The sequence below is a fragment of the Bacteroidia bacterium genome (genome assembly GCA_041391665.1).
Lineage (GTDB): Bacteria > Bacteroidota > Bacteroidia > J057 > J057 > JAGQVA01.
The window spans coordinates 416492-439746 of record JAWKNO010000001.1; the positions used below are offsets into that span (position 1 = coordinate 416492).

General features: G+C 45.4%; 20 protein-coding genes. 14 read left to right on the forward strand and 6 right to left on the reverse strand.

All coding sequences use genetic code 11. The annotated features are described in order from the left end of the window. Nucleotides 1–135 precede the first annotated feature (135 nt). Entirely contained in the window at nt 136–858 is a 723-nt protein-coding gene (locus R3D00_01645; GenBank protein MEZ4771853.1) for a head GIN domain-containing protein, read from the forward strand. Here the strand turns inward: R3D00_01645 and R3D00_01650 are convergent. After that, the gene (locus tag R3D00_01650) at nt 842–1708 is read right to left on the reverse strand and encodes an alpha/beta fold hydrolase (GenBank protein ID MEZ4771854.1); all 867 of its coding nucleotides are present in this window, start codon (nt 1706–1708) and stop codon (nt 842–844) included. The genes R3D00_01645 and R3D00_01650 overlap by 17 nt on opposite strands. Before the next feature lie 55 nt (nt 1709–1763). Between R3D00_01650 and rfaE2 the strand changes: the two genes are divergently transcribed. Further along, entirely contained in the window at nt 1764–2246 is a 483-nt protein-coding gene (gene rfaE2, locus R3D00_01655) for a D-glycero-beta-D-manno-heptose 1-phosphate adenylyltransferase (GenBank protein ID MEZ4771855.1), read from the forward strand. Here rfaE2 and pdhA read toward each other — a convergent pair. Next, the gene (gene pdhA, locus R3D00_01660) at nt 2243–3262 is read right to left on the reverse strand and encodes a pyruvate dehydrogenase (acetyl-transferring) E1 component subunit alpha (GenBank protein ID MEZ4771856.1); all 1020 of its coding nucleotides are present in this window, start codon (nt 3260–3262) and stop codon (nt 2243–2245) included. The genes rfaE2 and pdhA overlap by 4 nt on opposite strands. 105 nt (nt 3263–3367) lie before the next feature. Here pdhA and R3D00_01665 point away from each other — a divergent pair, with 105 nt between their 5' ends. Beyond that, on the forward strand, nt 3368–4501 hold the full coding sequence (locus R3D00_01665; protein ID MEZ4771857.1) for a DNA replication/repair protein RecF: 1134 nt from the start codon (nt 3368–3370) through the stop codon (nt 4499–4501). Nucleotides 4502–4504: 3 nt separating this feature from the next. On the opposite strand, the gene R3D00_01670 is transcribed toward R3D00_01665, so the two are convergent. Then, nucleotides 4505–5146 (reverse strand): aquaporin, encoded by a 642-nt coding sequence (locus R3D00_01670; protein MEZ4771858.1) that lies wholly within the window; start codon nt 5144–5146, stop codon nt 4505–4507. A gap of 122 nt (nt 5147–5268) precedes the next feature. Here R3D00_01670 and mscL point away from each other — a divergent pair, with 122 nt between their 5' ends. Further along, a complete protein-coding gene (mscL, locus tag R3D00_01675; protein ID MEZ4771859.1) occupies nt 5269–5694 on the forward strand; it encodes a large-conductance mechanosensitive channel protein MscL in 426 nt (141 codons plus the stop codon). Between the two features lie 94 nt (nt 5695–5788). Here the strand turns inward: mscL and R3D00_01680 are convergent, their stop codons facing one another. Beyond that, nucleotides 5789–7543, reverse strand: a complete 1755-nt coding sequence (locus R3D00_01680) for a M3 family oligoendopeptidase (GenBank protein ID MEZ4771860.1) — start codon at nt 7541–7543, stop codon at nt 5789–5791. Nucleotides 7544–7997: 454 nt separating this feature from the next. Between R3D00_01680 and R3D00_01685 the strand changes: the two genes are divergently transcribed. The 6 genes from R3D00_01685 to R3D00_01710 all read left to right on the forward strand — a co-directional run bounded on the left by R3D00_01685 (nt 7998) and on the right by R3D00_01710 (nt 15337). Beyond that, on the forward strand, nt 7998–9497 hold the full coding sequence (locus tag R3D00_01685; GenBank protein MEZ4771861.1) for a hypothetical protein: 1500 nt from the start codon (nt 7998–8000) through the stop codon (nt 9495–9497). 4 nt (nt 9498–9501) lie between these two features. Beyond that, nucleotides 9502–10506: an NAD-dependent epimerase/dehydratase family protein gene (locus R3D00_01690; GenBank protein MEZ4771862.1), complete on the forward strand. Its 1005-nt coding sequence runs from the start codon at nt 9502–9504 to the stop codon at nt 10504–10506. A 6-nt stretch (nt 10507–10512) separates the two neighbouring features. Then, nucleotides 10513–11349, forward strand: a complete 837-nt coding sequence (locus R3D00_01695) for an MBL fold metallo-hydrolase (protein ID MEZ4771863.1) — start codon at nt 10513–10515, stop codon at nt 11347–11349. 29 nt (nt 11350–11378) lie between these two features. Further along, the gene (locus tag R3D00_01700; protein MEZ4771864.1) at nt 11379–12377 is read left to right on the forward strand and encodes a 3-oxoacyl-[acyl-carrier-protein] synthase III C-terminal domain-containing protein; all 999 of its coding nucleotides are present in this window, start codon (nt 11379–11381) and stop codon (nt 12375–12377) included. 224 nt (nt 12378–12601) lie between these two features. After that, nucleotides 12602–13516 carry a cupin-like domain-containing protein gene (locus tag R3D00_01705; protein ID MEZ4771865.1) on the forward strand — a complete coding sequence of 305 codons (915 nt, stop codon included), beginning with the start codon at nt 12602–12604 and terminating at the stop codon, nt 13514–13516. A gap of 120 nt (nt 13517–13636) precedes the next feature. Beyond that, nucleotides 13637–15337, forward strand: a complete 1701-nt coding sequence (locus tag R3D00_01710; protein ID MEZ4771866.1) for a T9SS type A sorting domain-containing protein — start codon at nt 13637–13639, stop codon at nt 15335–15337. Between the two features lie 22 nt (nt 15338–15359). On the opposite strand, the gene R3D00_01715 is transcribed toward R3D00_01710, so the two are convergent. Both R3D00_01715 and R3D00_01720 read right to left on the reverse strand, forming a co-directional pair. Then, nucleotides 15360–15662, reverse strand: coding sequence for a DUF1330 domain-containing protein (locus R3D00_01715; protein MEZ4771867.1), 303 nt, complete (start codon nt 15660–15662; stop codon nt 15360–15362). Further along, nucleotides 15622–16461 (reverse strand): hypothetical protein, encoded by an 840-nt coding sequence (locus tag R3D00_01720; protein MEZ4771868.1) that lies wholly within the window; start codon nt 16459–16461, stop codon nt 15622–15624. Before R3D00_01720 ends, R3D00_01715 begins: the two co-directional genes overlap by 41 nt. A gap of 80 nt (nt 16462–16541) precedes the next feature. Here R3D00_01720 and R3D00_01725 point away from each other — a divergent pair, with 80 nt between their 5' ends. Genes R3D00_01725 through R3D00_01740 form a run of 4 tightly spaced genes read left to right on the forward strand, consistent with a single transcriptional unit; the run spans nt 16542 to nt 23249 of the window. Further along, nucleotides 16542–18299 carry a CHAT domain-containing protein gene (locus R3D00_01725; GenBank protein MEZ4771869.1) on the forward strand — a complete coding sequence of 586 codons (1758 nt, stop codon included), beginning with the start codon at nt 16542–16544 and terminating at the stop codon, nt 18297–18299. Nucleotides 18300–18311: 12 nt separating this feature from the next. Next, on the forward strand, nt 18312–19529 hold the full coding sequence (locus R3D00_01730; GenBank protein MEZ4771870.1) for a MoxR family ATPase: 1218 nt from the start codon (nt 18312–18314) through the stop codon (nt 19527–19529). A 1-nt stretch (nt 19530) separates the two neighbouring features. Continuing rightward, entirely contained in the window at nt 19531–20724 is a 1194-nt protein-coding gene (locus tag R3D00_01735) for a hypothetical protein (GenBank protein ID MEZ4771871.1), read from the forward strand. Nucleotides 20725–20741: 17 nt separating this feature from the next. Beyond that, the gene (locus R3D00_01740; protein ID MEZ4771872.1) at nt 20742–23249 is read left to right on the forward strand and encodes a caspase family protein; all 2508 of its coding nucleotides are present in this window, start codon (nt 20742–20744) and stop codon (nt 23247–23249) included. Nucleotides 23250–23255 lie beyond the last annotated feature (6 nt).

Genomic DNA, 23255 nt, shown 5'->3' on the forward strand with positions numbered 1-23255 from the left:
TGGCTCACTCCGCATTTTCACGGGTTCACTCTTCACTTTCCCACATTCGTGCGCGCGGCCTGCAATCCTTAGCCAAAACCATAGTCTATTTGTCGTAAACATTTCATAAACAAACATCTATAAAAACATAATAAAATGAATACTTTAAGAAAAATCGCTTTCGCAACAATCGTTGGACTCGGTCTTGTTACCAGTAGCTGTCAGTTGGATGATGTCTGTACAAAAGGCTCAGGCCCTACAGTAATTGATACACTCGCTATTTCTCCTTTTACAGGTATCAACCTGACCCTCGCTGGTGATGTCTATATTTCGAAAGGCCCGGTTCAATCCGTAGAAATTCATGGCCAGGAAAACCTGATTGAAAAACTCAAAACCGATGTTGAAGGAGGTGTGTGGAAAATTGATTTTCAGGGTTGTATCATTAATCATGAAGATTTTGAGATTCATATTACACTTCCTGAACTCGACTTTGTAAAAATCTCAGGTTCCGGCAATATCATCAGTGAAGATACTTTTACAACAACCCTGATGGGGGTGAAAATCAACGGTTCCGGCGATATTACCCTCGCTGTGGATGCTGGTCAGATGGACAGTGAAATCAATGGTTCCGGTAACCTTTTCCTCTCAGGCATAGCAGACACACATACGACAAAAATCCTTGGCTCCGGCAATATCCGTGCATTTGACCTGAATACAGATGAAACAACCGTCAATATCAGTGGATCTGGTGACGCTCAGGTTATGGCCAGCCAGCAATTGGAGGTAAAAATAGGCGGCAGCGGGGATGTGTATTACAAAGGCTCACCACAGCTCAATGTAAAAATCAACGGCTCCGGTTCTGTCAAGGATTCAAACTAAATAAAATTTCGTCCAGTAGTTGTCTTATCGCAAAGGGATCATCTTCGATGATCATATGTCCTCCCTCAGGTATAATGATTTGTGCCTGAGGGATTTTCTTTGAAAATATTTTTCCCGCTGCCGGAGATATCACCTGATCTCTCCGGCCCCATATCAGATACCACCCGGCCGGATGGCTGGTTTGCAGGGCTTTCAGATCATTTAGGTGAATCCTGATTCCTCCATATACCTTCAGAAATGTCCGAAACCAGTCTCTGGTCGCTTTTGTCCCAAAATTTGCCCTGAAAACCCGATAGCTGAGTTTGTCTATCAGCTTTTTTTTATGCAAAAATGCAGTAAACTGAAGAAAGGGCTGGGGATATGCGGAAATGATTTTTAGCAAAGTATTTCCTACAAGATCGGAAGAAATCAGCCGATACCACGGATTCGACCGGATGCCATCAGGGGCAATCAGAATCACGGAAGTAGCTTTTGGGGTAGCGTATAATTGCATCGCCATTGCGATTTTTCCTCCCATGCTAAACCCCATAAAATACCACTCTTTGCCCTGACACAATGTTTCGATCGCTTGCATCAGGTTGGAAAAAAAACCAGGCGATATCGGATCTTTTGACAGCCAGCGGGAACCACCAAAAAAAGGAAGATCCACAGAAACGACCTGCCAACCTGCCGGAATGGATTCCACCACCTGATCAAAAAGATATTTGTTTTGAAGGTATCCATGGAAACAGATCAGCACTTTTTCACCAGTACCCTTTACTTTCGCTGATATTTCGGCCTCTTTCAAGGAAAAAACAATTTCTGACCAGGAGGCGGTATCTATATTTTTTTTGTCCTCTTGAATAGGCATGTCGTACTATAAGAATTCGAATGTAACTTTATCCAACGATTTTTAAAGGACAATTATGTACCATTCCAGCCAAAAAATTCAAACTAAAGCGAAGGCCCTTCAGCGAATAGCCTCATGGAGAGTCTTTGGGCACAGGATTGTGTTTTCCAATGGATGTTTTGATCTTATCCATCCCGGACATATCGCGTATCTGGAGGCCGCCCGGCAGTTGGGAGACCGGCTGGTCCTGGGCTTAAATGCAGATATTTCGGTGAAAAAACTGAAGGGAGAAAACCGTCCCGTTTACAATGAGCAGGCCCGGGCAAAGATACTGGCTGCGATGGAGTTTGTGGATATGGTGGTGATCTTCGAAGAAGAAACGCCATTGGCGCTTATCCGTCAGGTGTCACCGGACATTCTGGTAAAAGGAGGTGATTATGCGGTGGAGGAAATTGTGGGCTACGAATGGGTAAAAAAAACAGGAGGGGAAGTGTGTACCATTCCCCTCCTGAAAGATTATTCTACTACCTCAACAATAGAAAAGTTGAGGGATAATTAGTCCATGATATAAGGATAATCACCTACATAAATATCCTCGTACAGCGCGTCGGGGGTAGGGTAGGGTGATTCTTCTGCGAAGGTGACACATTCTTCCACGATTGCATGGATGCGTTCGTCAATCGCACTTAACTCCTCATTTGCCGCTACTTTATTTTCGTGAAGATAAATTTTCAGGTTGGCAATCGGGTCTTTGTCCCGGTATGCATCCAGTTCTTCACGTGTCCGGTATTTTGCCGGGTCAGACATGGAGTGGCCTTTGTAGCGGTAGGTTTTCATTTCTATCAGCATGGGGCCATTACCCGCTCTGACATATTCCGCTGCGGACTTCATTTCTTCATATACGGTCATGACATCCATACCGTCGACAGGTTTGGAGGGCATATCGTAGGATTCGCCGAGTGTGTAGAGCTCCGTTACGTTGGAGGTTCTTTCTACGGAAGTTCCCATCGCGTAATTATTGTTTTCGATAACAAAAATCACGGGAAGTTTCCACAGCATCGCGAGGTTAAATGCTTCGTGGAAGGAACCTTGACGGGTAGCACCATCACCCATCATACAGATGCAGATTTTGTCCTCTTCTTTGTATTTAATTCCAAAAGCGATACCCGCACCCAGCGGAATCTGCCCGCCTACAATACCGTGTCCGCCGAGGAAATTATGCTCTTTGGAGAAGAAGTGCATGGAACCGCCTTTACCTTTGGAGCAGCCGGTGGCTTTTCCATAAAGCTCTGCCATACAAGCGTTTGGAGATACGCCTCGTGCAAGCGCACCGCCATGGTCCCGATAGGCAGTGATGATATAGTCGTCTGGCCGTATAGCCGACTCCATACCGATAGCTACTGCTTCCTGGCCAATATATAAGTGGCAAAAGCCACGAAATTTTTGCTGCATGTATAGCTGACTCGCTTTTTCTTCGAATTTGCGTATCAGCAACATTTGCTCAAACCACTCCAGCAGTAATTCTTTGCTGTATGATTGTTTCTTAATAGTTTTTTTTGTCTTAGTACCTGCCATAAATCGGGCGATTGTGAAGGAAAGGTAAATCAGGCTGTGAAATTGCCTAATCCCGGATAGAATTACAAATTATTAACTCTATTTTTGCCTTAAAGTTTACCGTCATTGTATATCTCTGATTTACATCTGACCCAGTTTAGGAATTATGCTGAAGCTCGTCTGAGTTTCTGCCAGGGAATCAATTGCCTCGTAGGCCCTAATGGATCAGGGAAAACCAATCTTCTGGATGCCATTCATTTTCTGGCCTTTACTCGTGGTTTTCGCAGTTCGCAGGATAAAATGGCGATGCAGGATGGCGAAGAGTTTTTTTTTAATGGCGGCACCCTATACAGGCAGGGAGCAAAGCAGGAGGTTTACGTCAATTTTGTCAAAGGAAAAGGCAAAAAGGTGCTGGTAAACCAAAAGCAGGTTGATAAGATGAGTGATCATATAGGGAAAATTCCGCTCGTAGCGGTCTTACCCAATGATACGGACCTCATAAACGGAGCGGCTGCGGATAGGCGGAGGTTTCTGGATATGCTCATCAGCCAGTATGATCCCAATTATCTGCGGCATCTTATTGCTTACGAAAGGGTAATCTCCCAACGCAATGCACTTTTGCGGCTATTTTCTGAAACTGGAAGGTTTGACAGAGACCAGCTTGAAATCTGGAATAGCCAGTTGATTCCTCATGGAATGGGAATTTATGAGGGAAGGCGCCAGTTTCTCGAGGCTTTTATGCCTTTTTTTGAGACTTTTTTTAGAGATATCGTTTCGGAGAAAGAAGTCCCTTCCATTCGTTACCGCTCACAGATTGAAGAAAACACCCACGATAACTGGCTGGCGCTGCTCGCTCAGGCGGAAGAAAAAGACCGGGTCATGTTACACTCCGGGACAGGCATTCATCGCGATGACCTGAATTTCAGGATAGACGACTACTCCGCGCGAAATTATGGCTCGCAAGGCCAGCAAAAAACATTCATCATCGCACTGAAACTCGCGCAATACCGGTTGCTGGAGCGGCAAACGGGCGTGCCACCGATTTTGTTGCTGGATGATATTTTTGATAAACTGGATGAATTCCGCCTGAGCAGTATCGCACAGCTTTTGGACGAAGAAATCGAGGGGCAGATTTTTATCACCGATACCTCCTACGAAAGGCTTTCCGCTATTTTTTCTTCCACGACGCGCCGGGAAAAAGTTTTCTTTGAAGTAGAAAACGGAACCACCCGGCAGATCAATACTGGTAGCCAGGAGTAATCTTTATTCAGAAACCTTTTCTTCCGGATTCTGAAGTTTGCTGACAAACCCTGCCAGTGCACCTCCCGCAAGTGGGGCAACAATATATATCCATATGGGAGTAAAATTCTGAACCGCGAGATTCGGTCCAAGTCCAACAGCCGGATTGAATACACCCCCGGATACCGGCCCGCCGGCAAAAAGCCCGGCAAGATAGGCGAAGCCAATCGCCAGCCCGAAATAAGAGTTTCCCCGGGTTTTTTCCGATAAAGAAACATTCAAAAAAACCAGTACCAGGGCAAAGGTAAATAATAGCTCAGTCAGCAAAACTTCTACTACAGAAGCGCTGTTAGCCGGAGCCATGGCAAATACAAACGCATCGTCTTGCACCAGCATACCCGCCAGAAAACCTCCGGCAATTGCCCCAATAATCTGTAACAGCCAGTATATGCCCGCTTCTTTTACCTCGATTTTTCCCCGAATATACGCGGCAAGGGTTATGGCCGGATTGTAATGCGCGCCGGAAATATAACTGCCCATATAGGTCATGACCATAAGGACCGAGCCAATAGCTAATGGAGCCAGTATGGAACCTGATCCATTGGCGAGTCCGATCGTCAGTACCAAAAAAAATGTTCCGATGAATTCCGTCAGATAGTTCTTCATTGGGGTGTTGTTTGGGTATTTCTAAACAATATTGAACAGTTGTTCAATAAAAAAATTTGCCGTTAGTGCGAAAAAGAATATATTTTGTAAATAAATATAGCGCTAACTTAAAAACTATCATCATGATTAAAGAATTCAAAGCTTTTATTATGCGGGGAAATGTCCTGGACCTGGCAGTCGCCGTGATTATCGGCGGTGCATTTGGCAAGATTGTTTCTTCTTTGGTGAATGATATTCTGATGCCCCCCATAGGTATGCTTATGGGAGGTGTAAACTTCACCGACCTGTATATAAATCTTTCAGGGGATGCTTATGAGAGCCTTGCGGCTGCCAGAGAAGCGGGCGCTGCGGTAATTGCCTACGGTTCATTTTTGCAGACAATCATCGATTTTATTCTGGTAGCCTTCGCGATTTTTATGGTAATCAAAGGCTATAACAGCATGCAGTCAAAAAAGGAGGAAGCGCCTGCTGCACCCCCTGCGCCACCAGAGCCTTCTGCTGAAGAAAAACTGCTTGCAGAAATCAGAGATTTGCTCAAGAAGCAGTAAAAATTATCAATACGAAGTTTTGATCATTCTCTGTGTACCATGTGGTTAGTTTTCATATAGATAGCTACAGGTTACACAGAGAACCTCTTGTCGTTTAGCCCTCCAGACTATTTACGGTTCCTGTCTGGATTTTTTTGTATTCTTCCAGACAGAATTCCATACAAGTGCGCATATAGTCTTCCGAAAAGTCGAAAGCAATTCCTGCCGTTTTATAAATTTCGGGAATAGGCTTCGAGTATCCCAGTTTCAGGGCATCGAGATATTGTGTCAGGCCTTGTTCTGGATTAAGTTTATAGTTGCGCCAAATCGCCAGTGCGCCCAATTGAGCGATTGCATATTCGATATAATAGAAAGGCACATCAAAAATATGACTTTGTTTTAGCCAGAGGTGTTGCCGTACTTCCTCGTACCCCTCCCAGTTTACAGAGTCGCCGTGAAACCGTAGATACAGCTCCTCAAACCTCTTATTGCGGGCATCGTCATCGCTTGTCGGATGGTCATACACCCACTGTTGGAAAGCATCAATCGTTGCAATCCATGGGAATACATCAATACAGCGGTAAAGCTGACTTTTTTGTGCAATAGCCACCGCTTCCGGATCGGGGTAAAAAATATCATAGTTGTCGAGGCAGAGGAGTTCCATGGTCATGGAAGCCAGCTCAGCAACTTCAGACGGCGTTTGTTTTAGTACATCGAGCGGGATGTTGCGGGTGAGAAAAGAGTGTATCGCATGTCCGCTCTCATGAAGCATCGTGATCACATACTTATGGGAATTGGCTGCATTCATAAAGATGAAGGGAATGCCGGTTTCCATGAGCGGGTAATTATAACCACCGGGCGCTTTGCCCGGCCGGGTATCCAGGTCAAGGTAGTGGTGTTCGTGCATGATCGCAATCATCTTTCCCAACTCAGGCCGGAGGCGGGAGAGCGCTTCTATTGATTTTTTGATGAGATCTTCCGAATCAGAAAAAGGTACAAGCGGCGTATCTGCAAAAATATCTACCGAAAGATCCCACGGGCGAAGTTCGGAAAGTCCCATACGCTCCTTCCGCTCCTCCATAAGCTCGCAGTATATGGGCGTAACTACTTTTTCTACCGCCTCGTGAAAGGAGCGGGTATCTGCCAGGGTATAATCAAATCTCGCCATCTGATCAAACTTGTAGGCGGTATAAGAGTCATAACCTGCATTCTGTGCAATGGAATGGCGTAGTTCTACGAGTTGACTGAATATGTTCAGAAGTTTATCTCTCTCTTCTTCTCTTCGCTGGCGAAGGAGTTCCCACACCTCCTGGCGAACCTTCCTGTCGGGTTTTTCTAAATATATTCCCGCTTCAGGCACAGTCATTTCGCGTCCTTCGTATTGAATGGTCATGCTTCCCATGATTTCGGTGTGTTGCTGCGAAATACTGGCAGCTTTGGCTTCGAGCTGAACATTCTCCTCCCTGAAAAGCGTGATTTCTCGCTTCAGGCTTCGGGTAAATGTCTGGTAAAACACCGGATCGAGTGACTCAAACCAGGGATTATCGGCGATTTTCCGGTTGATAGTATCTTTGATGACAGATACATGTGGGAGGATTTCCGTGAGGAAAAACTGATAGTCCTGTTTATTGGACTCCTTTTGTGTATTGCAGGTCATGCGAATGTACCGCCAGGCGAGCTCTTCGGCGACAATGGCATCCACCTCATTGATTTTCAGGAGAAATTCTTCAAGTTCCTGCACCGAGTCTGGTTTTTCTTCCAGCAACTGTTGGTAATATTGTTCGAGTGTCTTCCAGTCAGTAATGGAAAAATCATAAGAAACCATTTTTCTCTCCAACTTCGGATCAGTGATTTTCAGAAATTCCTGCATGTTATAAATTTTTGAGCCAAATGTACAAAAAAAGTCCCGTTGGGGATTGGGACCGGAAAGGTACGTATTTATAAAAAAAAAGAACCTGATGAATGTTGGCGCTTCATCAGGCTGCTTGTCCCTTTCGGGACGCTAAACGTGCTTTTCCCTAACACATAACAAACATAACAGCCGTGAAGGGCCTTCCAATGGAAAAATTTCGCGGAAAGTAACGTTAGAAAAATGCCAAAAACGCTGTTTTTAGCCTTTTTGTAATTGTCTTAACAGATTGTATTTTATGATTGGGCTCAAAGGGATTTGGGTTAATTGTTTGATATTCAGCAACTTGCTTGTGTGAATGGCTGGGATAATAACCGGTCAGTTATCAGGAAATTTTCCGCAAAAAGGTAAATAATTGACTATTCTATTAAATATTGGTAATATCACGGGGTGAGGCCCAATCAATCAAACACAGGTGGACAGGATCAAAAAAATATTTTACTCACTTTCACAAACTGAAGTACGATACCTCAAAAGTTACCTTACGGCATTTCACAACAGAGGGAAAAACCGAGCTTTGGAAATGGTTGAAATTCTGGAAGTAAACCGGGATACCGACAATAAAAAAATGGCGGAGGCTTTGTATGGGGATCCACACTCCAAAGCGTTTATTATGCTGAAAGGGCGGGTACTTGAAAAAATGCTTGAAACGCTCAGCCTCAGTGTGAATTTTCAGAATAACCCGATCTTCCGCGAAGACCCTGCGGCTTTTGAAGCGATCAATCTTCAGAAAAACCTCATTTCTGCATTTCTTCTCCGACGCCGTGGTCTTGAAGAACAAGCGCGCGAAATCCTTGAAAAATGTGCAAAAACTGCCGAAGACCTTGCCTTGCCTGAATATAAATTGCTGGCACTGATAAATCTCCGCAATTTTTCCTCCTCGGAAAAAGAGGTCGTATGGAGTTATAAACAGGAAATAGAAGATTCTCTGGAGCAGTTTCATACAGATATTATTGGTTCGGGGATTTTCGATGAGTTTCGTGTGCTTCAGGCCGACTCTACTTCAGGTGATGAGGAAAAAGAAGCCTATCTCACCCAGAAAACCCTGGAACTGGAACAGCGCCTCGACAAAATGTACAGTGCCCGTTCGCACTATTATTATCTGGCAATCAAAGTCTATCTCCATGAGTTTCGCGAAGAGTACAGTATTGTCAAACAGGTACTCGAAGAAATGATTGAACTGCTTCACTCCCATCCGGGTATCGGCTCCAAAAACCGACTGGGAATCCCCTGGCATCAGCTTTCCGGTGTCGAAGTGCGTATGGGAAATTATGCCTCTGCTATTCATGCCGCAAATCAGGCATTAACTTATTTTCATCCCCACAAACGCAATTATCTTTCGGCTTCCATTTATAAACTATTTGCCTGTATTTATGCGGGAGATCTTACTGAAGCCCATAAAACACTGGCAAGTCTGGAATGGTTTCAAAACCAGAAACACCTTGATTCCCTCAATGGAATTGTATCTTATCTTCAGGCATGTGTATTTTTTATCGAAGGGGAATACAAAAAAGCGCAACGTATATTATTTGAAGCGACAGAACTTCTCAGCGACAAGGCGGGGTGGAATGTCGGAATCCGCGTGTTTGAAATTCTGATATTAATAGATCTGGATCTGGCTGACCTTGCGTCGGCTAAGATTGAAAGTCTTCGCAAGCACATCGGCAAATATGAAGTCGAAGAGCGGATCAGGTTGATCTACCGATATCTGAATTTGCTCGAAAGACAATCTTTTGATTTTAAGGAGTCAAACTCTGAGATGGAAGAAACCCTTCGCAAACTAAACACGGAGGCTCCGTGGACAGGATTAAACCACGAAGTAGTTCGTTTTGAATCCTGGATTGCTGCAAGGGCCGAAAACGGAAAGTTTTATCCCTATCTTCTCCGTTCGTTGAATATACCTACTGAAAAGTGATTATATGGATATACCCGAAGGTAATATTCTCCTCACTGGTGCCACAGGATTTCTTGGTTTTCGGATATTGGAAAGGCTGGTGGAAAATCGGTTTCCCGGTAAAATCATCGCTTCGGGCAGAATCCTCAAACCTGGCGCGGAAATTTCGGCGGACAATGTGCATTACATCCTGGGAGATCTTTCCGATCCGCAATACGTGGAGTCGCTGTTTGTGCAGGGTGAGATCAGTTATGTCATTCATTGCGCAGCGCTCTCTTCTCCCTGGGGGAAATATGAAGAATTTTTTAAGGCAAATGTACTGCCTCAGCAATCTTTGGTCGGCATTTCTGAGAAACACAAGATCAGGCGGTTTGTTCATATTTCGACTCCCAGCTTGTATTTTGACTTTTACAATCGTCTGGGAATAAAAGAGTCTGACCCTCTGCCGCACAAATTTGTCAATCACTACGCAGCTACCAAGCGGGAGGCGGAAATTCTTTTGGAAAAATCAAACCTTGAGTGGATTTCTCTGCGACCCAGAGCGCTGGTCGGGCGAGGCGATACGGTGATTATGCCAAGGGTGATTCGGGCTTATGATGAGGGGAAACTTCGCATCATAGGTGACGGGAAAAATGTGGTCGATATTACCCCGGTTTCCAATGTGGTCGATGCTGTGATGCTGTCTCTGACCGCCGGTGAAGCTGCTTGCGGTAAGAAATATAATATAGCCAACGGCGCACCGGTACAATTGTGGGATGTTTTGCGTGATGTGCTTCGAAGGCTTGATCGAAATCTGCCCGATAAAAAAGTTCCACTAAGTGTGGCAATGGCTGCCGCAACCGTCATGGAAGTTACAGCCAGATGGTTATTTGCCAATCGGGAGCCTGCATTGACAAGGTATAGCGTAGGGACAATCGGTCTTTCTTTTTCGATGGATATTCTCCTTGCTCAGAAAAATCTGGGATATAATCCCCGCCAGTCTGTGGAGGAAGCCATAAGTGAGTTTGTCGAATGGTATAAAAACCAATAAGTAAGTATGACTGAAGTCAGATTTTTTCTGAAAACGGCCGGTTATTGTCTGGCCAAAGAAAACCACGCCATTCGCGGCGGGAAAAGAAACAATATTCAGTTTCCTGCGACTTATGGCATGATTCACCATCCGGAAAAGGGTTGGATTCTATTTGATACAGGCTATACACAGCGGTTTTATGAAGCTACAGATCATTTTCCGGGTAAGCCCTACAAATGGATAACGCCCACATTTATTAAACCCGAAGAAGAGGCAGTCGCTGAGGTAAAAAGAATGGGGATCAACCCTGAGGATATCGGCCATATCCTCGTTTCGCATTTTCACGCCGACCACGTAGGCGGGTTGCGGGACTTCCCACGCGCAATTTTTTATTGCTCAACTGCTGCATTTGATCAGGTCCAGCGCCTGAAAGGATTTGCGGGTGTGCGAAGAGGCCTGCTCCCCGGCCATTTGCCGGAGGATTTTACCCGCAGAGCAGTGCTGACCGATACAGGCAATTTTCAAACAAAAAATGACCCTGACCTCGGTGTGATGACGGACTTATTTGGTGATGGCAGCATATTGTTGCCCTATTTGCCCGGCCATGCGGCGGGACAGTTTGGCGCTTTGCTGAATACCAATAAGGGAAAAGTATTGCTGGCAGCGGACTCATCCTGGCTAAAAGCCAATTATCAGGAAAACCGCCTCCCCAGTCCAATTGTAAGATTATTTTTCGATTCCTGGAAAGATTTTAAAACCAGTCTGGAAAAAGTTTGGAAATTTTGGCAAAATAATCCTGATGTAAAAATCATTCCGACTCATTGTGAAGAAACAAGAAAAGAAATGATCGAAATCTTTTCATGAATTAATCATCCATTTTAAGCCTTTCAGTTATGAACGACTACAAGCCGGTCTCCATCCTCGGAATGGGAAAATGCCTTCCGAAAAGAAAAGTGCTCTCCTCAGAAATTGAGGAAAAACTTGGAATCCCTCCTGGATGGTCTGTCCGATTTTCCGGGGTGGAAGAGCGCTACCACAGCGACGGAGAAAGTAGCGCAGAACTGGGCGCCCGGGCGTTGGAAGAGGCCCTTGACCGGGCCGGAGTACGTTTTGATGAATTGGATCTTATGATTTGTGGTTCGTCAACTTTTGATTTTCCTATACCCAACCAGGCTTGTATGATCAAAAGTGAAATAAAGGGTGGAACAGAATGCGATGTGCCTGCAATATCCATTGACAGTACCTGTCTGGGTTTTGTCTCGGCATTTGACATGGCAGCCAGCCTGCTCGATGGCAAACGCTATAAAAAAATAGGTATCGTAAGCGTCGAAGTCGCTTCCAAAGGACTAAATCCGAAGGATTGGGAAACCTCTACCTTGTTTGGCGACGGGGCAGCGGCGGCAGTAATTGCCTGGGCACCCGAACGCGAAGGGTATGTGATAAAGGCCGACATGAAGACGTGGTCTGAAAATATATTTTCTACTCAGGTGAAGGGGGGAGGGAATGCTTATTTTTTCAAGGACCATCCCTATGATCCGGCTCTTCACTCCTTCGCTATGGAGGGAAAAACGTTGCTGCGAATGGCAAGCACCAAAATTCCTATTTTCATGGACAAGTTTTTCTCTGACCTTGACATCAAAATCACGGATGTAGAACTTATCATTCCCCATCAGGCAAGTAAAATTGGGATAGAGCTTTTTTTTAGAATGTATCCATTACGGCGCGAACAACTTTTCGGAAATCTCCGTACGCATGGCAATTGTATTTCAGCATCCATACCTATGTCTTTATATGATGCAATCGAAGCCGGCAAATTGCAACGCGGACAGACCTGTTTGATAAGTGGCACTTCAGCCGGATTTTCGATAGGGGGATTGTTATTCCGTTATTAAGGGATGAACCATAAATTGAAATTTTCATAAACGAAAAGTAGCTGTTTGCGTAGTTGTATGTAGCAATGACCAGTGGTGTTTTTATGTTAAAATGCCAAAAGTCATAGGTGTTTAAGAAATGGATTCCTAATCTCGGGTTTATTCTCTTACCACATTGTGCAACCAATTGTATGAAGAGATATCTTATACTAAAACAACAATCACACATTTAACTAAACAGCTATATGGCATTTGATTTATCGTTGAAAGCTGATGTTATTGATGTCAAAGATTTGACCGATGACTATTTCAGGAAAAACTATTTGCTACCCAAAAAACCTCTTTTAATTAAAGGCTTAGCGAATCAGCAGCCCGCCGGAGGAAAATGGACGATCGACTTTTTTCGACGGGAAATGGGTAACGAAATTATCGAGATACTCAACAATGAAGACAAGGCCAACGGCTCGGCCTACCTCAAAGGAAACCACAAGATTCAACTGAAAGAGTTTCTCGATATAATTGAAAAAGATGAATATACGCCCCTGCGTATGTTTGCGATCCGGATGTTTCGCCGTAATCCCAAACTCAGACAAGACTGGAAATGTCCTTCTTTCTTTCGGGGAATTCTGAGCGGAACAGGCTATTTTTTTATGGGAGGAAAGGATACCAAAGTTCACTTCCACTATGATGTGGACAACAATGACGGACTATTAATTCATTTCCATGGAGAAAAGCGATTGGTGCTGATTGAGCCCAAATACACAGAGTTTCTATACAGGTTGCCGCTTTGCAGTCATTCCTTTGTAGATCTCGATAATATCGACTATGAAAAGTATCCGGGGCTGAATTATGTAAAAGGATATGAGATCATTCAGGAAGCGGGAGACGGGGTCTATATTCCTGCCAGTTACTGGCATTACAATAAGTATCTGAGCGGAGGAATAGCCGTCTCATACCGTAAACTCAACAACAATCTTTGGCGGAATGTGATCGCACTCGGAAAAATTATATTTTTTATTCCGACCGACAAAATCCTCACCTTTCTGTTAAAAGACCGCTGGAAAGACTATAAAATCCGGCAGGCAGAAAAACAGGTGAATAAGAGTATTGAGAAGGTAAAACATTCTGCAGAGGTATTAGCGCCTGTGCATTCAATGTAGGGCGCTAAATATTGGCGCAGCACTCAAGGTATCAACAGGCATATATACTTTATGCCTGTTGATATTTTTTTGCGCGTACCCCAAAAAGTAACGTGATATTTCCTAAATTGAATCAAAAAAATGAAGAAAATCACCATTGCCACCTGCGTATTTCTACTACTATTTGCAGGGAATCAGTCGTTTGGCCAAAACTTCTCCTGGGCAGGATCGATGGGTGGCGCAAATACAGATAAAGGATACAGCATAACCACCGATGCTGCGGGCAACACCTATACCACCGGGTATTTTACCGGAACGGCAGATTTTGACCCGGGAGCAGGAGTACTAAATATTACGTCCATTGGTGCAACGGATATTTTTATTCAAAAAACAGGGCCTTCCGGGGACCTCATCTGGGTCAAAAATATAGGGGGCGCTGCTTTGAGTTGTGGCGCATATGATATTGCCAGCGATAATCAAAATAATATCTATGTTACCGGCTATTTTGGCGGGACTGTCGATTTTGATCCTGGTGCAGGTACCTCTACTCTCACTTCCCATGGAAGTGAAGATGTTTTTTTATTAAAACTCGATGACTCCGGCAACTTCCTTTGGGCAAATGCGATGGGCGGAAACAAATCAGATATTGGTCTGTCCGTCGCAACTGATCCTTCGGGGGATGTATTCATTACCGGATACTTCGACGGAACCGGCGATTTTGACCCGGGTGCTGGCGTATATAATCTGACCTCTGCCGGATTTATCGATATTTTTGTGCAAAAAACCGATGCCTCCGGGAACCTCCTTTGGGCAGTTTCAATTGGTGGAACCGGCTTTGAGGAAGGTCATGCGATGGCAACTGATGGCCTGGGGAATGTGTTTGTGACGGGTTATTTTGAAAAAACAGTTGACTTCGATCCCGGAGCGGGTGGGTTTCCGCTTACAACTAATGGCGGTGCAGATGTTTACATACTGAAACTGGATCCGGCAGGATCGTTGCTTTGGGCAACAAGTTTTGGAAGTGGTTCAGATGATGGTGGCTTATCTATCGCAACAGATCTTCATGGGAATGTCTATACTACCGGTTTTTTTGCAGGTATTGCAGATTTCGATCCGGGAGCTGGAACAGTGAATCTGACTACCAAAGGGTCTATCGATATTTTTGTGCAAAAATCAGACCCTTCCGGAAATTTTCTATGGGCAAATTCGACAGGGAGTACAAGTTCAGATTCGGGTGAAGGTGTTACCACTGACGCAGAAGGGAATATGTACCTGGTCGGTTATTTCAGGCAAACTGTTGATTTCGATCCGGGACCGGATACTGCAAGTTTTACCGCCGTTGGCTCCCTCGATATTTTTGTTCAAAAATTAGACAGTGCAGGTAATCTGCTCTGGGTGAAAACGTTAGGTGGAACCAGCGGTGAAGTCGCTGAAGCAGTTGCGGTTGATATGATGGGAAATGTATATGTTACAGGTCATTATACAGAAACTGTTGATTTTGATCCTGGCGCAGGTACTGCCTCCCACACATCCATGGGCAGCAATGATATTTTTATACTAAAACTGGGAGAAGTCGCAGATAAAATCACAGACAACCTGTGGCTCCATAACTTTCAGCTATACCCAAACCCATCAACGGGAAAAATCCGCATTTCTTCAACCGAAAACCTGGTTGAAGCTGGGGTCAATGTGCTGGATATATCAGGAAAACTGATTCAACATCAGACCTTCCGCAATACTGCTGAAATGGAACTGAATCTGAGGGTGCCGGCAGGGATTTACTTCATTGAAATAACAGCAGCTCAGGGAAGAGCCGTGCTGGTTGCAAATGTGATTGAATAAGAGGTAGACGTTTAATCCTACCTCACATCCTTGCCCCTTTGATCAAAAGCATGGATTGCACAGACGCATCTTTCAGATGAGTATATTGTAGTCTGCGCTCATCTTTCATATAGTTATTCAGGTCTTCTTCGGAGTCGAATTCGACAAAATGAATTTCGTAAGGTTTTTCTTCTTCCCCTGACACATAGGCATGCTCATCCGGACGTAGCCGGTAGATCATTTTTCCATTGTATTGTTTCATTAAAGGGAGAACAAAATCCTCAAATTGTATGAAGATATCCTCCTTACCTTCTTTCAGATAAATGAATTGGGTTATGTAAATCATGACTGTTGGTTATCAGTGTTTTAAAATTGTTTTTCAATTGTGGAAATTCGGCAATAAAGTCGAAAAAGTTATCCGTAGCCGACTGATTGATAAAATGGTTTACTACGTTAACTGCTGCTATGGTCAGGGTTTGGTTATATTTATCCGAAACCCCGACAGCTTCTACAAATTGTAATAACTGGGAACAGACGTTTTCAACAGCTTTTTCCTTTCCATATTTTTTGATATGAATCCAGGCCAGCCTCAAATGTGCTTCATGGCTAAATAGGGAAACCGGAAAAGTTCCAATCTCAAACAAGTTTTCAAATAAAGCATCGCTGAGTGAAGCGTGGGTTTGTACTTCCTTCACATTTTTTTTGAGGAATTCTGTTAGTTTTTCCAATGGCTTTTTATCCGGCCCGACCCAGTTGTGTCGTGCATGAATGGAAAACAGTTTTTCCCGGCTGTAAAATTCCAGCGGAAGATTTTTTTTTGCTAAATCGGAATGCAAAAAAGCGTTACACGCTTCTACAAGCGAAGTGAATTCCTGACGGATCAGAAATTCTTTTGTTGAAATCAGCCAGAACCGTGTCATGGTTTCGTGATACCCGCTGGTATCTGTATTCGGTGTGCCGACAGATTCATTAAATTTAATGATATGACCCCTGATGAGCCTGAGTGCTTCAGAAAAACCATAGCTGTATGAGTACCAAACTGCAACGACCAGGTGTGCTTCGTGGGTCCATTGTGGTTTCGGCAATGTTTTTGCCTCAAACTGTTGAATGAATAACTCAATTTCCTTTTTGCTAAGTGCGTCCATACGGTTTATTATAATGGGAATAATAATCCTTTTCCCTCACATCTTCCAAATCCGGATCATCGTGTTTATATTTATACCTGATGCCGGAATTTCACGACATACCACTGCTTGTAGTTGCTTGTGCCAATAGTCCTCAGACAGGCCGCAGGCTGAATAACCTTGTTCTGGAACGCCGTAAAATCTCCAATTTCCTGAATCCTTCTCAGGTGAATGCGCTATGTGAAGTCCTCGAGGAAGGCGAAACTTCTGTTCAGGAGCTTTTCCATCTGATCAACCAAAATCAGAATAAAACCCGTATTCGCCTGATTCATTTTGCCGGTCACGCAGACGACCGGCATCTGGGCCTGATTTCTGAAACTGGAGAAGTACAAAAGTTTGACGCACAATCTCTGGCGGATTTTCTCCGGGATATGCCCAATCTCACACTCGTATTTCTCAACGGCTGTACGACCGAAGCGTTTAAGGATATCCTGCTGGCTGATTGTACGCCTTTGCTGATTGCCACGCACCGCCCTGTTCCCGATCAGGTAGCACTGGATTTTTCTCAGGCTTTTTACGATGCTTTTGCCCTGAGTTATATGTCTGTAAAAGCCGCGTTCGCCGCTGCCCAAATGGCGATAAAATCAAATGACTATACTTCCGAATGGGCAGAGCTGCGCGGGTCTTTTGACTTTGGTGACGAAGATGATGTGCCGGAGGATAAGTTCTGGTGGGAATTATTTATTCGCCCCGGAGCAGATGACGCGGCCAACTGGAAGCTGCTCGATGCAAAAAAAACAGGGGAAACGCCTGTTTCCGAGCTGGAAAAAATGCTGAAGGAAAAAGAAACTGAACTCCATAAGACAAGTAAGACTGAGGCGGAAGTTATTGAAGATCTGAAGAAAATACATAAAGACAATCCGGCCGTACTGGCCGCACTGGAAAACCCGGCGGTGGCGAGTGTTATGGCTTTACCTTATCTGGGCGCCGATGGCCCCGAAGCCGAAAAACTCAAAGCTGAAATCGCGAAACTTCAGAAACAAATTTCGGGTAGCAGGCTCCGCCATACGGAAAATATCCTGCGGAAAAATCTGGTGCATTTCAATTTTCAGCCTCAGAGAAACTTTCCCGGTGTAAAATTTTCCGATCGGGTAAAAATGATCTATATCCGCGGCTCACAGGGCGACGGACAGCGACTCCTGCTAAAAATCATGCAAAAGCTGGTGGGGCTTTACGACGAAATAAAACCTGCCACGCATATCGAATTTGCCCATAGGGAACATGCCCTTGATCCGGTTCCCTCCACGCAGAATATCTGGCAACTGACAAGTAACGCGCTCGGTTTTGGGCCTGCAGACCAGGCCGCCTCTGTATGCAGCAACCTGTACGAATCACTGCTTACCCAACATGTCATTCTCCGGTGGGAAAATTTTCACGAATGCCTTCCCCGCGAACGAAATGCAATCATTCAGACTTTCTGGGACGGACTTTGCCAGCATCTCAGGCTTCCCGGCAATGACCGCAGACTGATCGTTTTTCTTGTAGAAAATGCCGGCAGCCGCGACGAAATTAATCCCGACCCGGTAAAAGGAATCACCCTGCAACCCAAAGCCGAAACCAGTAATGAACCGCTGATTCTTCTTCCTCCGATTGGTTTGCTGAAAAAAACACAGTTGGAAGAGTGGGTGAGCTTTTTGCGACTGGAAGATACCTTTCCCCAAACCAACCTGCTCGCTATCGATCAGCCATCAGACCAGACCGGTAAGTCATATCTGGACGAATGGAACGAAAAACCCGTCGAAATTGTACTTGAAAAAATATTCAGAACTTTTGCCCAAAGCCCTGTACCCTGGAGTTAAATATTATCCCTCATGGAAGAAAAAAATATACAAAACATAGCCTATACAGGTGAAGCGTTGAAGGAACCACAGACTTTTGACTGGGATCAACTCAATGGAAAACCGCCCAAAAGGGAAACCATTGCGCCCTACATTCCCAACAATGAAATTCAGGAAGCTGTGGCGTTGATGCGTATTCTCAAACGCCCGCTTCTGCTAAAAGGAGAGCCCGGCTGTGGCAAAACCCGTCTGGCAAAAGCCGTCGCTTTTGAACTATACCGGGAATCATATCACAATCATTACTTTGAATGGAATATTAAATCCACTTCCAAAGCCCGCGACGGACTGTTTACCTATGACTATGTAGGCGAATTGCGCGACGCGCAGATGCGTGATCCGGAAGAATTGAAACAGGCGCCTAAAACCGCTGCCGAAAAGAAAGAAGCCAAAAAGAACTACCGCGAATTTGGCCCGCTGGGAAAAGCTTTTAAGGTTTCTACAAAAGAACATCCGGCCATTCTCCTGATCGACGAAGTGGACAAAGCCGATATCGATTTCCCCAATGACCTGCTGCTCGAACTCGACCAGCTCCGGTTTTCTGTAGATGAAACCGGAGAGGAAATCTCCGCAGGTTATCCTCCGCTAATCTTCATCACCAGCAATGATGAAAAAGAACTGCCAAAAGCATTTCTGCGGCGCTGCCTTTTCCATTTTGTGGAGTTTCCGGGGGAAACCATTTTACAGACCATCGTGCGGGCAAATTTCCCGTTTCTTGCCGAAAACCTCCTTCAGGCAGCTGTAAGGCGATTTGACCGGCTGCGCGCTGATATGCAAAAAGAACTCAACACTGAAAAGAAAGTCTCAACCAGCGAATTGATAGACTGGGTGCGGGTCGTAAATTATTATTTCCTCGAAGATGTACTGGCCAGCCTCGAGGAGAAGGTGAAAGGGAAAAATATATCCGATCCGGAAAAATTGCCCGGAATGATCGCCGGTTTATTTCACGGAGAAATTGCCGAAAAAGATCGCGCTGATATCCAGCAGACTGTTGCAACGGCAATCGGTGGTCTGGATGCGGCTGATCCGGAATTTCCCCGAAAACTGGTAGCAGCCTTGTCAGAAGACATTGTAAAGAAGCTGGTTGAAAAGCTGGATGCGGGGAATATTCTCCACCATCATGCCCTGATTAAAAGTTATACTGACTACCAATTGCATGTAGTTAAAGCTAAAGCACTCACCGGAGCCCGATGATATGTCTGTAAAGCCGCTATCCTCAACCCGGGAACTCCTGCTCTGGCGCGTGTTTTCCCGCCTTCGCAAAGAGCTGAATCTGCCTGTCGGGGTGGACGAATATCATTTGCTCCTTTTGGCGCTGGAAAATGGCTTTGGCTGGGAAAACCGCGATAACCTCGCCCGACTGTGTGAAACCATCTGGTTGAAGGCGCCTGACAACCGCGGGTATCTGCGAAAAGTCCTTGACGAAGTCATTGGCGCAGAGACCATGGTGATCGATCGGGTTGAAGCAGAAGCGCAGAAAGCCGCGGAGGAGAAAACTGCAAAAGAGCAAAAACCACCGGAAGAAAAACCTCCCGAAAACCCCAGCAAAGTACCCGCTGAAAAGCCTGAAAGCCAACCCCAGACACAGCAAACTATTTCGGAAGAACGCGCACAAGTAGAGACCGAAGCGATTGGGCAGGTACTGGATTTAAACCTGGCAGAATCTGCCCCGACTTCCCGTTCGGTTCCGGCTACAGGTTTTATTCTCGACGACTCGTATTTGCCCTTTTCACTCCGGGAAATGAAACAAAGCTGGCGGTTTTTGCGCAATCTTGTCCATGGAGGAAACTCAGATGAAATAGATATTCCCGCAACGGTAAAGAATATTGCCCGGGACGGAATATTTACTGAAGTGGTTTTCCGCCCTTCGGTTATAAATAAAAGCCACCTGCTTCTGTTGATAGATCACGGAGGTTCGATGATTGCCTTTGATCTGCTGGCAGATCAACTGGCTCAGGCTGCGCGGGAGGGCGGGGGCCACCCCCATGCGGAGGTTTACTATTTTCAGAATAATCCGCAGGGATATTTGTATAAAAACCGCAATCAGGTAGAAGGATTTGCCCGTACACGGGTCTGGCTAAAAAACCGGTCGCCCTACACCTCCGTATTAATTTTCAGTGATGCCGGTGGTGCGAGAGGAAATTATAACCCGATCAGGGTGCAGCAGACAGCAGTTTTTCTGCGGGAGTTAAAGTCCTATATCGGAAAAATCGCCTGGCTGAATCCCGTCCCTGCCTATCGATGGTCGGGAACAACCGCAGAGGAAATCTCAAAGCTTGTGCCGATGTACGAATGTATGAGTGCCCGGGAGGCCATGTTGTATGCAGACTCCTGGCGAAATGGGATGGATCGCTCTGTACAAGTACTCAAAGGAAACCCCCAGTTGTAATTACTAAAGATAAACGTATGCTTCCACCCGGAATATCCGACCAACGAAATCCACCTGTAAGCAAAGACAGTATGGACGAGGTAGAGTACATTCGGCTGGAGGCCTGGTACAACCGCTATGCCGATGAGCCCGGGGATTATCACCCCGAAGCCCACTGGCTGTTTGCCTGCCATGCGGCATTTCCGGTGTTGCTCACTCCCGGGCTGTTATATCAACTCTGGCTGAATTTCAGAACCATTCCCAACAAAAACGGAGAGATAAAATATATTCCCTATATGGCAGTATCTGACCTCCTCTTGTCCGACCTGGTCAAAGAAGTTAGTGCGGGAATGTATGAAATGTCTCCAGGTATCAGGTTTGCGTTGCTTCAGTATCTCCAGCAGACACCCGTAGCGGGAGGCCCCGGGCGAGTGCAGCAGATTGCAGACTTTATCCAGGTTTGGACGGCGGAATGTCTGACCGGCACGGACGAACGGACACAGGCATTTCGCGAGACACAACAGTGGGCGATTGAAGTATACCTTAATCCTGACTTTGCCATCCGGCAGGTGTATGACGATCTGCAAAAGGCATATGAAAAACAGGACACGCATGCCCAGCTTCGCCTCAACACGAGGCTCGAAAACCTCGACCGGCAGTACAAACTCCGTCTTCAGGTAAATCCTGAAACGGATTATGCTTCGCGGCTTGAGCATTTGCTCAACTACAGCCGCGGTACGAAAAATCTGCTGTACGACCGTACAGAGGCAGCGATTACCGCATTCAGCCGTATCCCCGAACCTGATTTGCAAAAATCAGGAAAAGGAACCGCGCCAGGCGGGTTGCTTACCATCCCCCGCGAAGTGGGCGGTAAACTCCGCCGCGAAAAACAAGGCCCCGGACATGATGGCGAACAGATTTATGCCCTGCTCATCGGGATTGATGAGTATGAAAATGCCGGGATTCCCAGACTGAATGGCTGTGTCAACGATGTGCGCGCAATGGCAGCGTATCTCCGTAAATATCACAGCGACAAAGACCTTCGTATCCTGACGCTTACCAATCAGGAAGCTACTTATGAAAATGTCGTTCAGAATTTCAGGGAACATTTCCGCCTTGCGGGACCGGAGGATGTCGTGTTTATCTATTTTGCCGGGCATGCAGATTTACCTCAGGTATATCTTAAAGGAAAAGAAATTTCTTCCCCGCAAGAACCCGGGCTGGTTTGCTATAATAGTACCCGTACAGGCGATGGAAAAATGCTGTATAACCACGAATTAGTGAATTTGCTGGATGAAGCAGGAAAGAATCAGCCGCATATGGCTATTGCGATTGATTCAAATTTTGGCAGCCGGATGACAAAGACCGTTTCCCAGCCGGGCATTTCAAAATATATCCTTCTCTCCGCCACATATGACGATCGGGAATCAGCCAACGAAACCCAGATCGATGGGAAAACCGGCGGATTATTTACCCGTTCCCTGCTTCAGATTCTGGAATTACACGAGGGAAATATTTCCTATGGGGATCTTCTGCTGCAGACCCAAACACTGGTAAAAAATCGCACTGAAAATCAGACGCCTGCAGTTATACCAATAAACGGCTTTGATACCAACCTGGGTTTTCTGGGGAAAATTTTACCTGAAACAAAAAACTTCAATCGCTATCAGGTTTCATGGTCCAGCGAAAATGGGTGGGAATTGGCAGCTGGAGTGCTGGAAGGATTAAAAAGTGGAGATAGACTGCAAATCATTGAAGGGCCAGAGGTCTCATTCGAAGTGAGAGTTGCAGGACTTCAGACTTCTCAACTTTCTCTTTACGGCGAACTTCCCGAGGATGAAGCGCGGTTTTATTACGCAGAAAAAAATTCTGTTCGTACCGACGGGTTGAGGATACAGGCGGATAAAGCAACTCAAGAGATGATCGGCTCTCTCGGTTTGGAAGTGGAAAAATGGGTTTATTTTGTCGGTCCGTATGATGAAGCGGAGTGTTTTGTAGAATTTTCAGATGGAAAAATAAAAATTCGGGGCCAGGAAAAATCTTCTATGGTCGAAATAGAACCAGACCTAGCCGCCCTGCTTGATGCTTTTCGGCAAATCAGACGCTGGTACATTTTGAGAGATTTGCAAAATCCGGATGCCGGTATTTTTCCGGAAGATTTTTGGGTCGAATTTTTTACTCAAAAGCTGGGTGAGCAGGAAGAAATCCTGACAGGCGATGACGTTTCTCTTACAGTAAAAAGATTCGGAAAAATTTTTCTTAGGGCTATGGCGGGAAACCGTTCGGAAAAAAACCTGTATCTCTCGCTTTTTCATTTGGGAGAAAACTTTAGTATTACTCCATTGGGAAATCAGATGTTTAAGGCGGGCGAAGAAACCGACTTCTTTTTTGAAACCGGGTCGCAATACGTACTATCTGTTTCTCCCGGCAATAACGATGAAAACCTGACGATTCAGACAATCATCACCGCTGAAAAAATCGATCACTACGCCCTTCAGCAAAACGGCTTACTGCGCATTCCTTCACAAACCTCATCCACCAGATAAACCGGA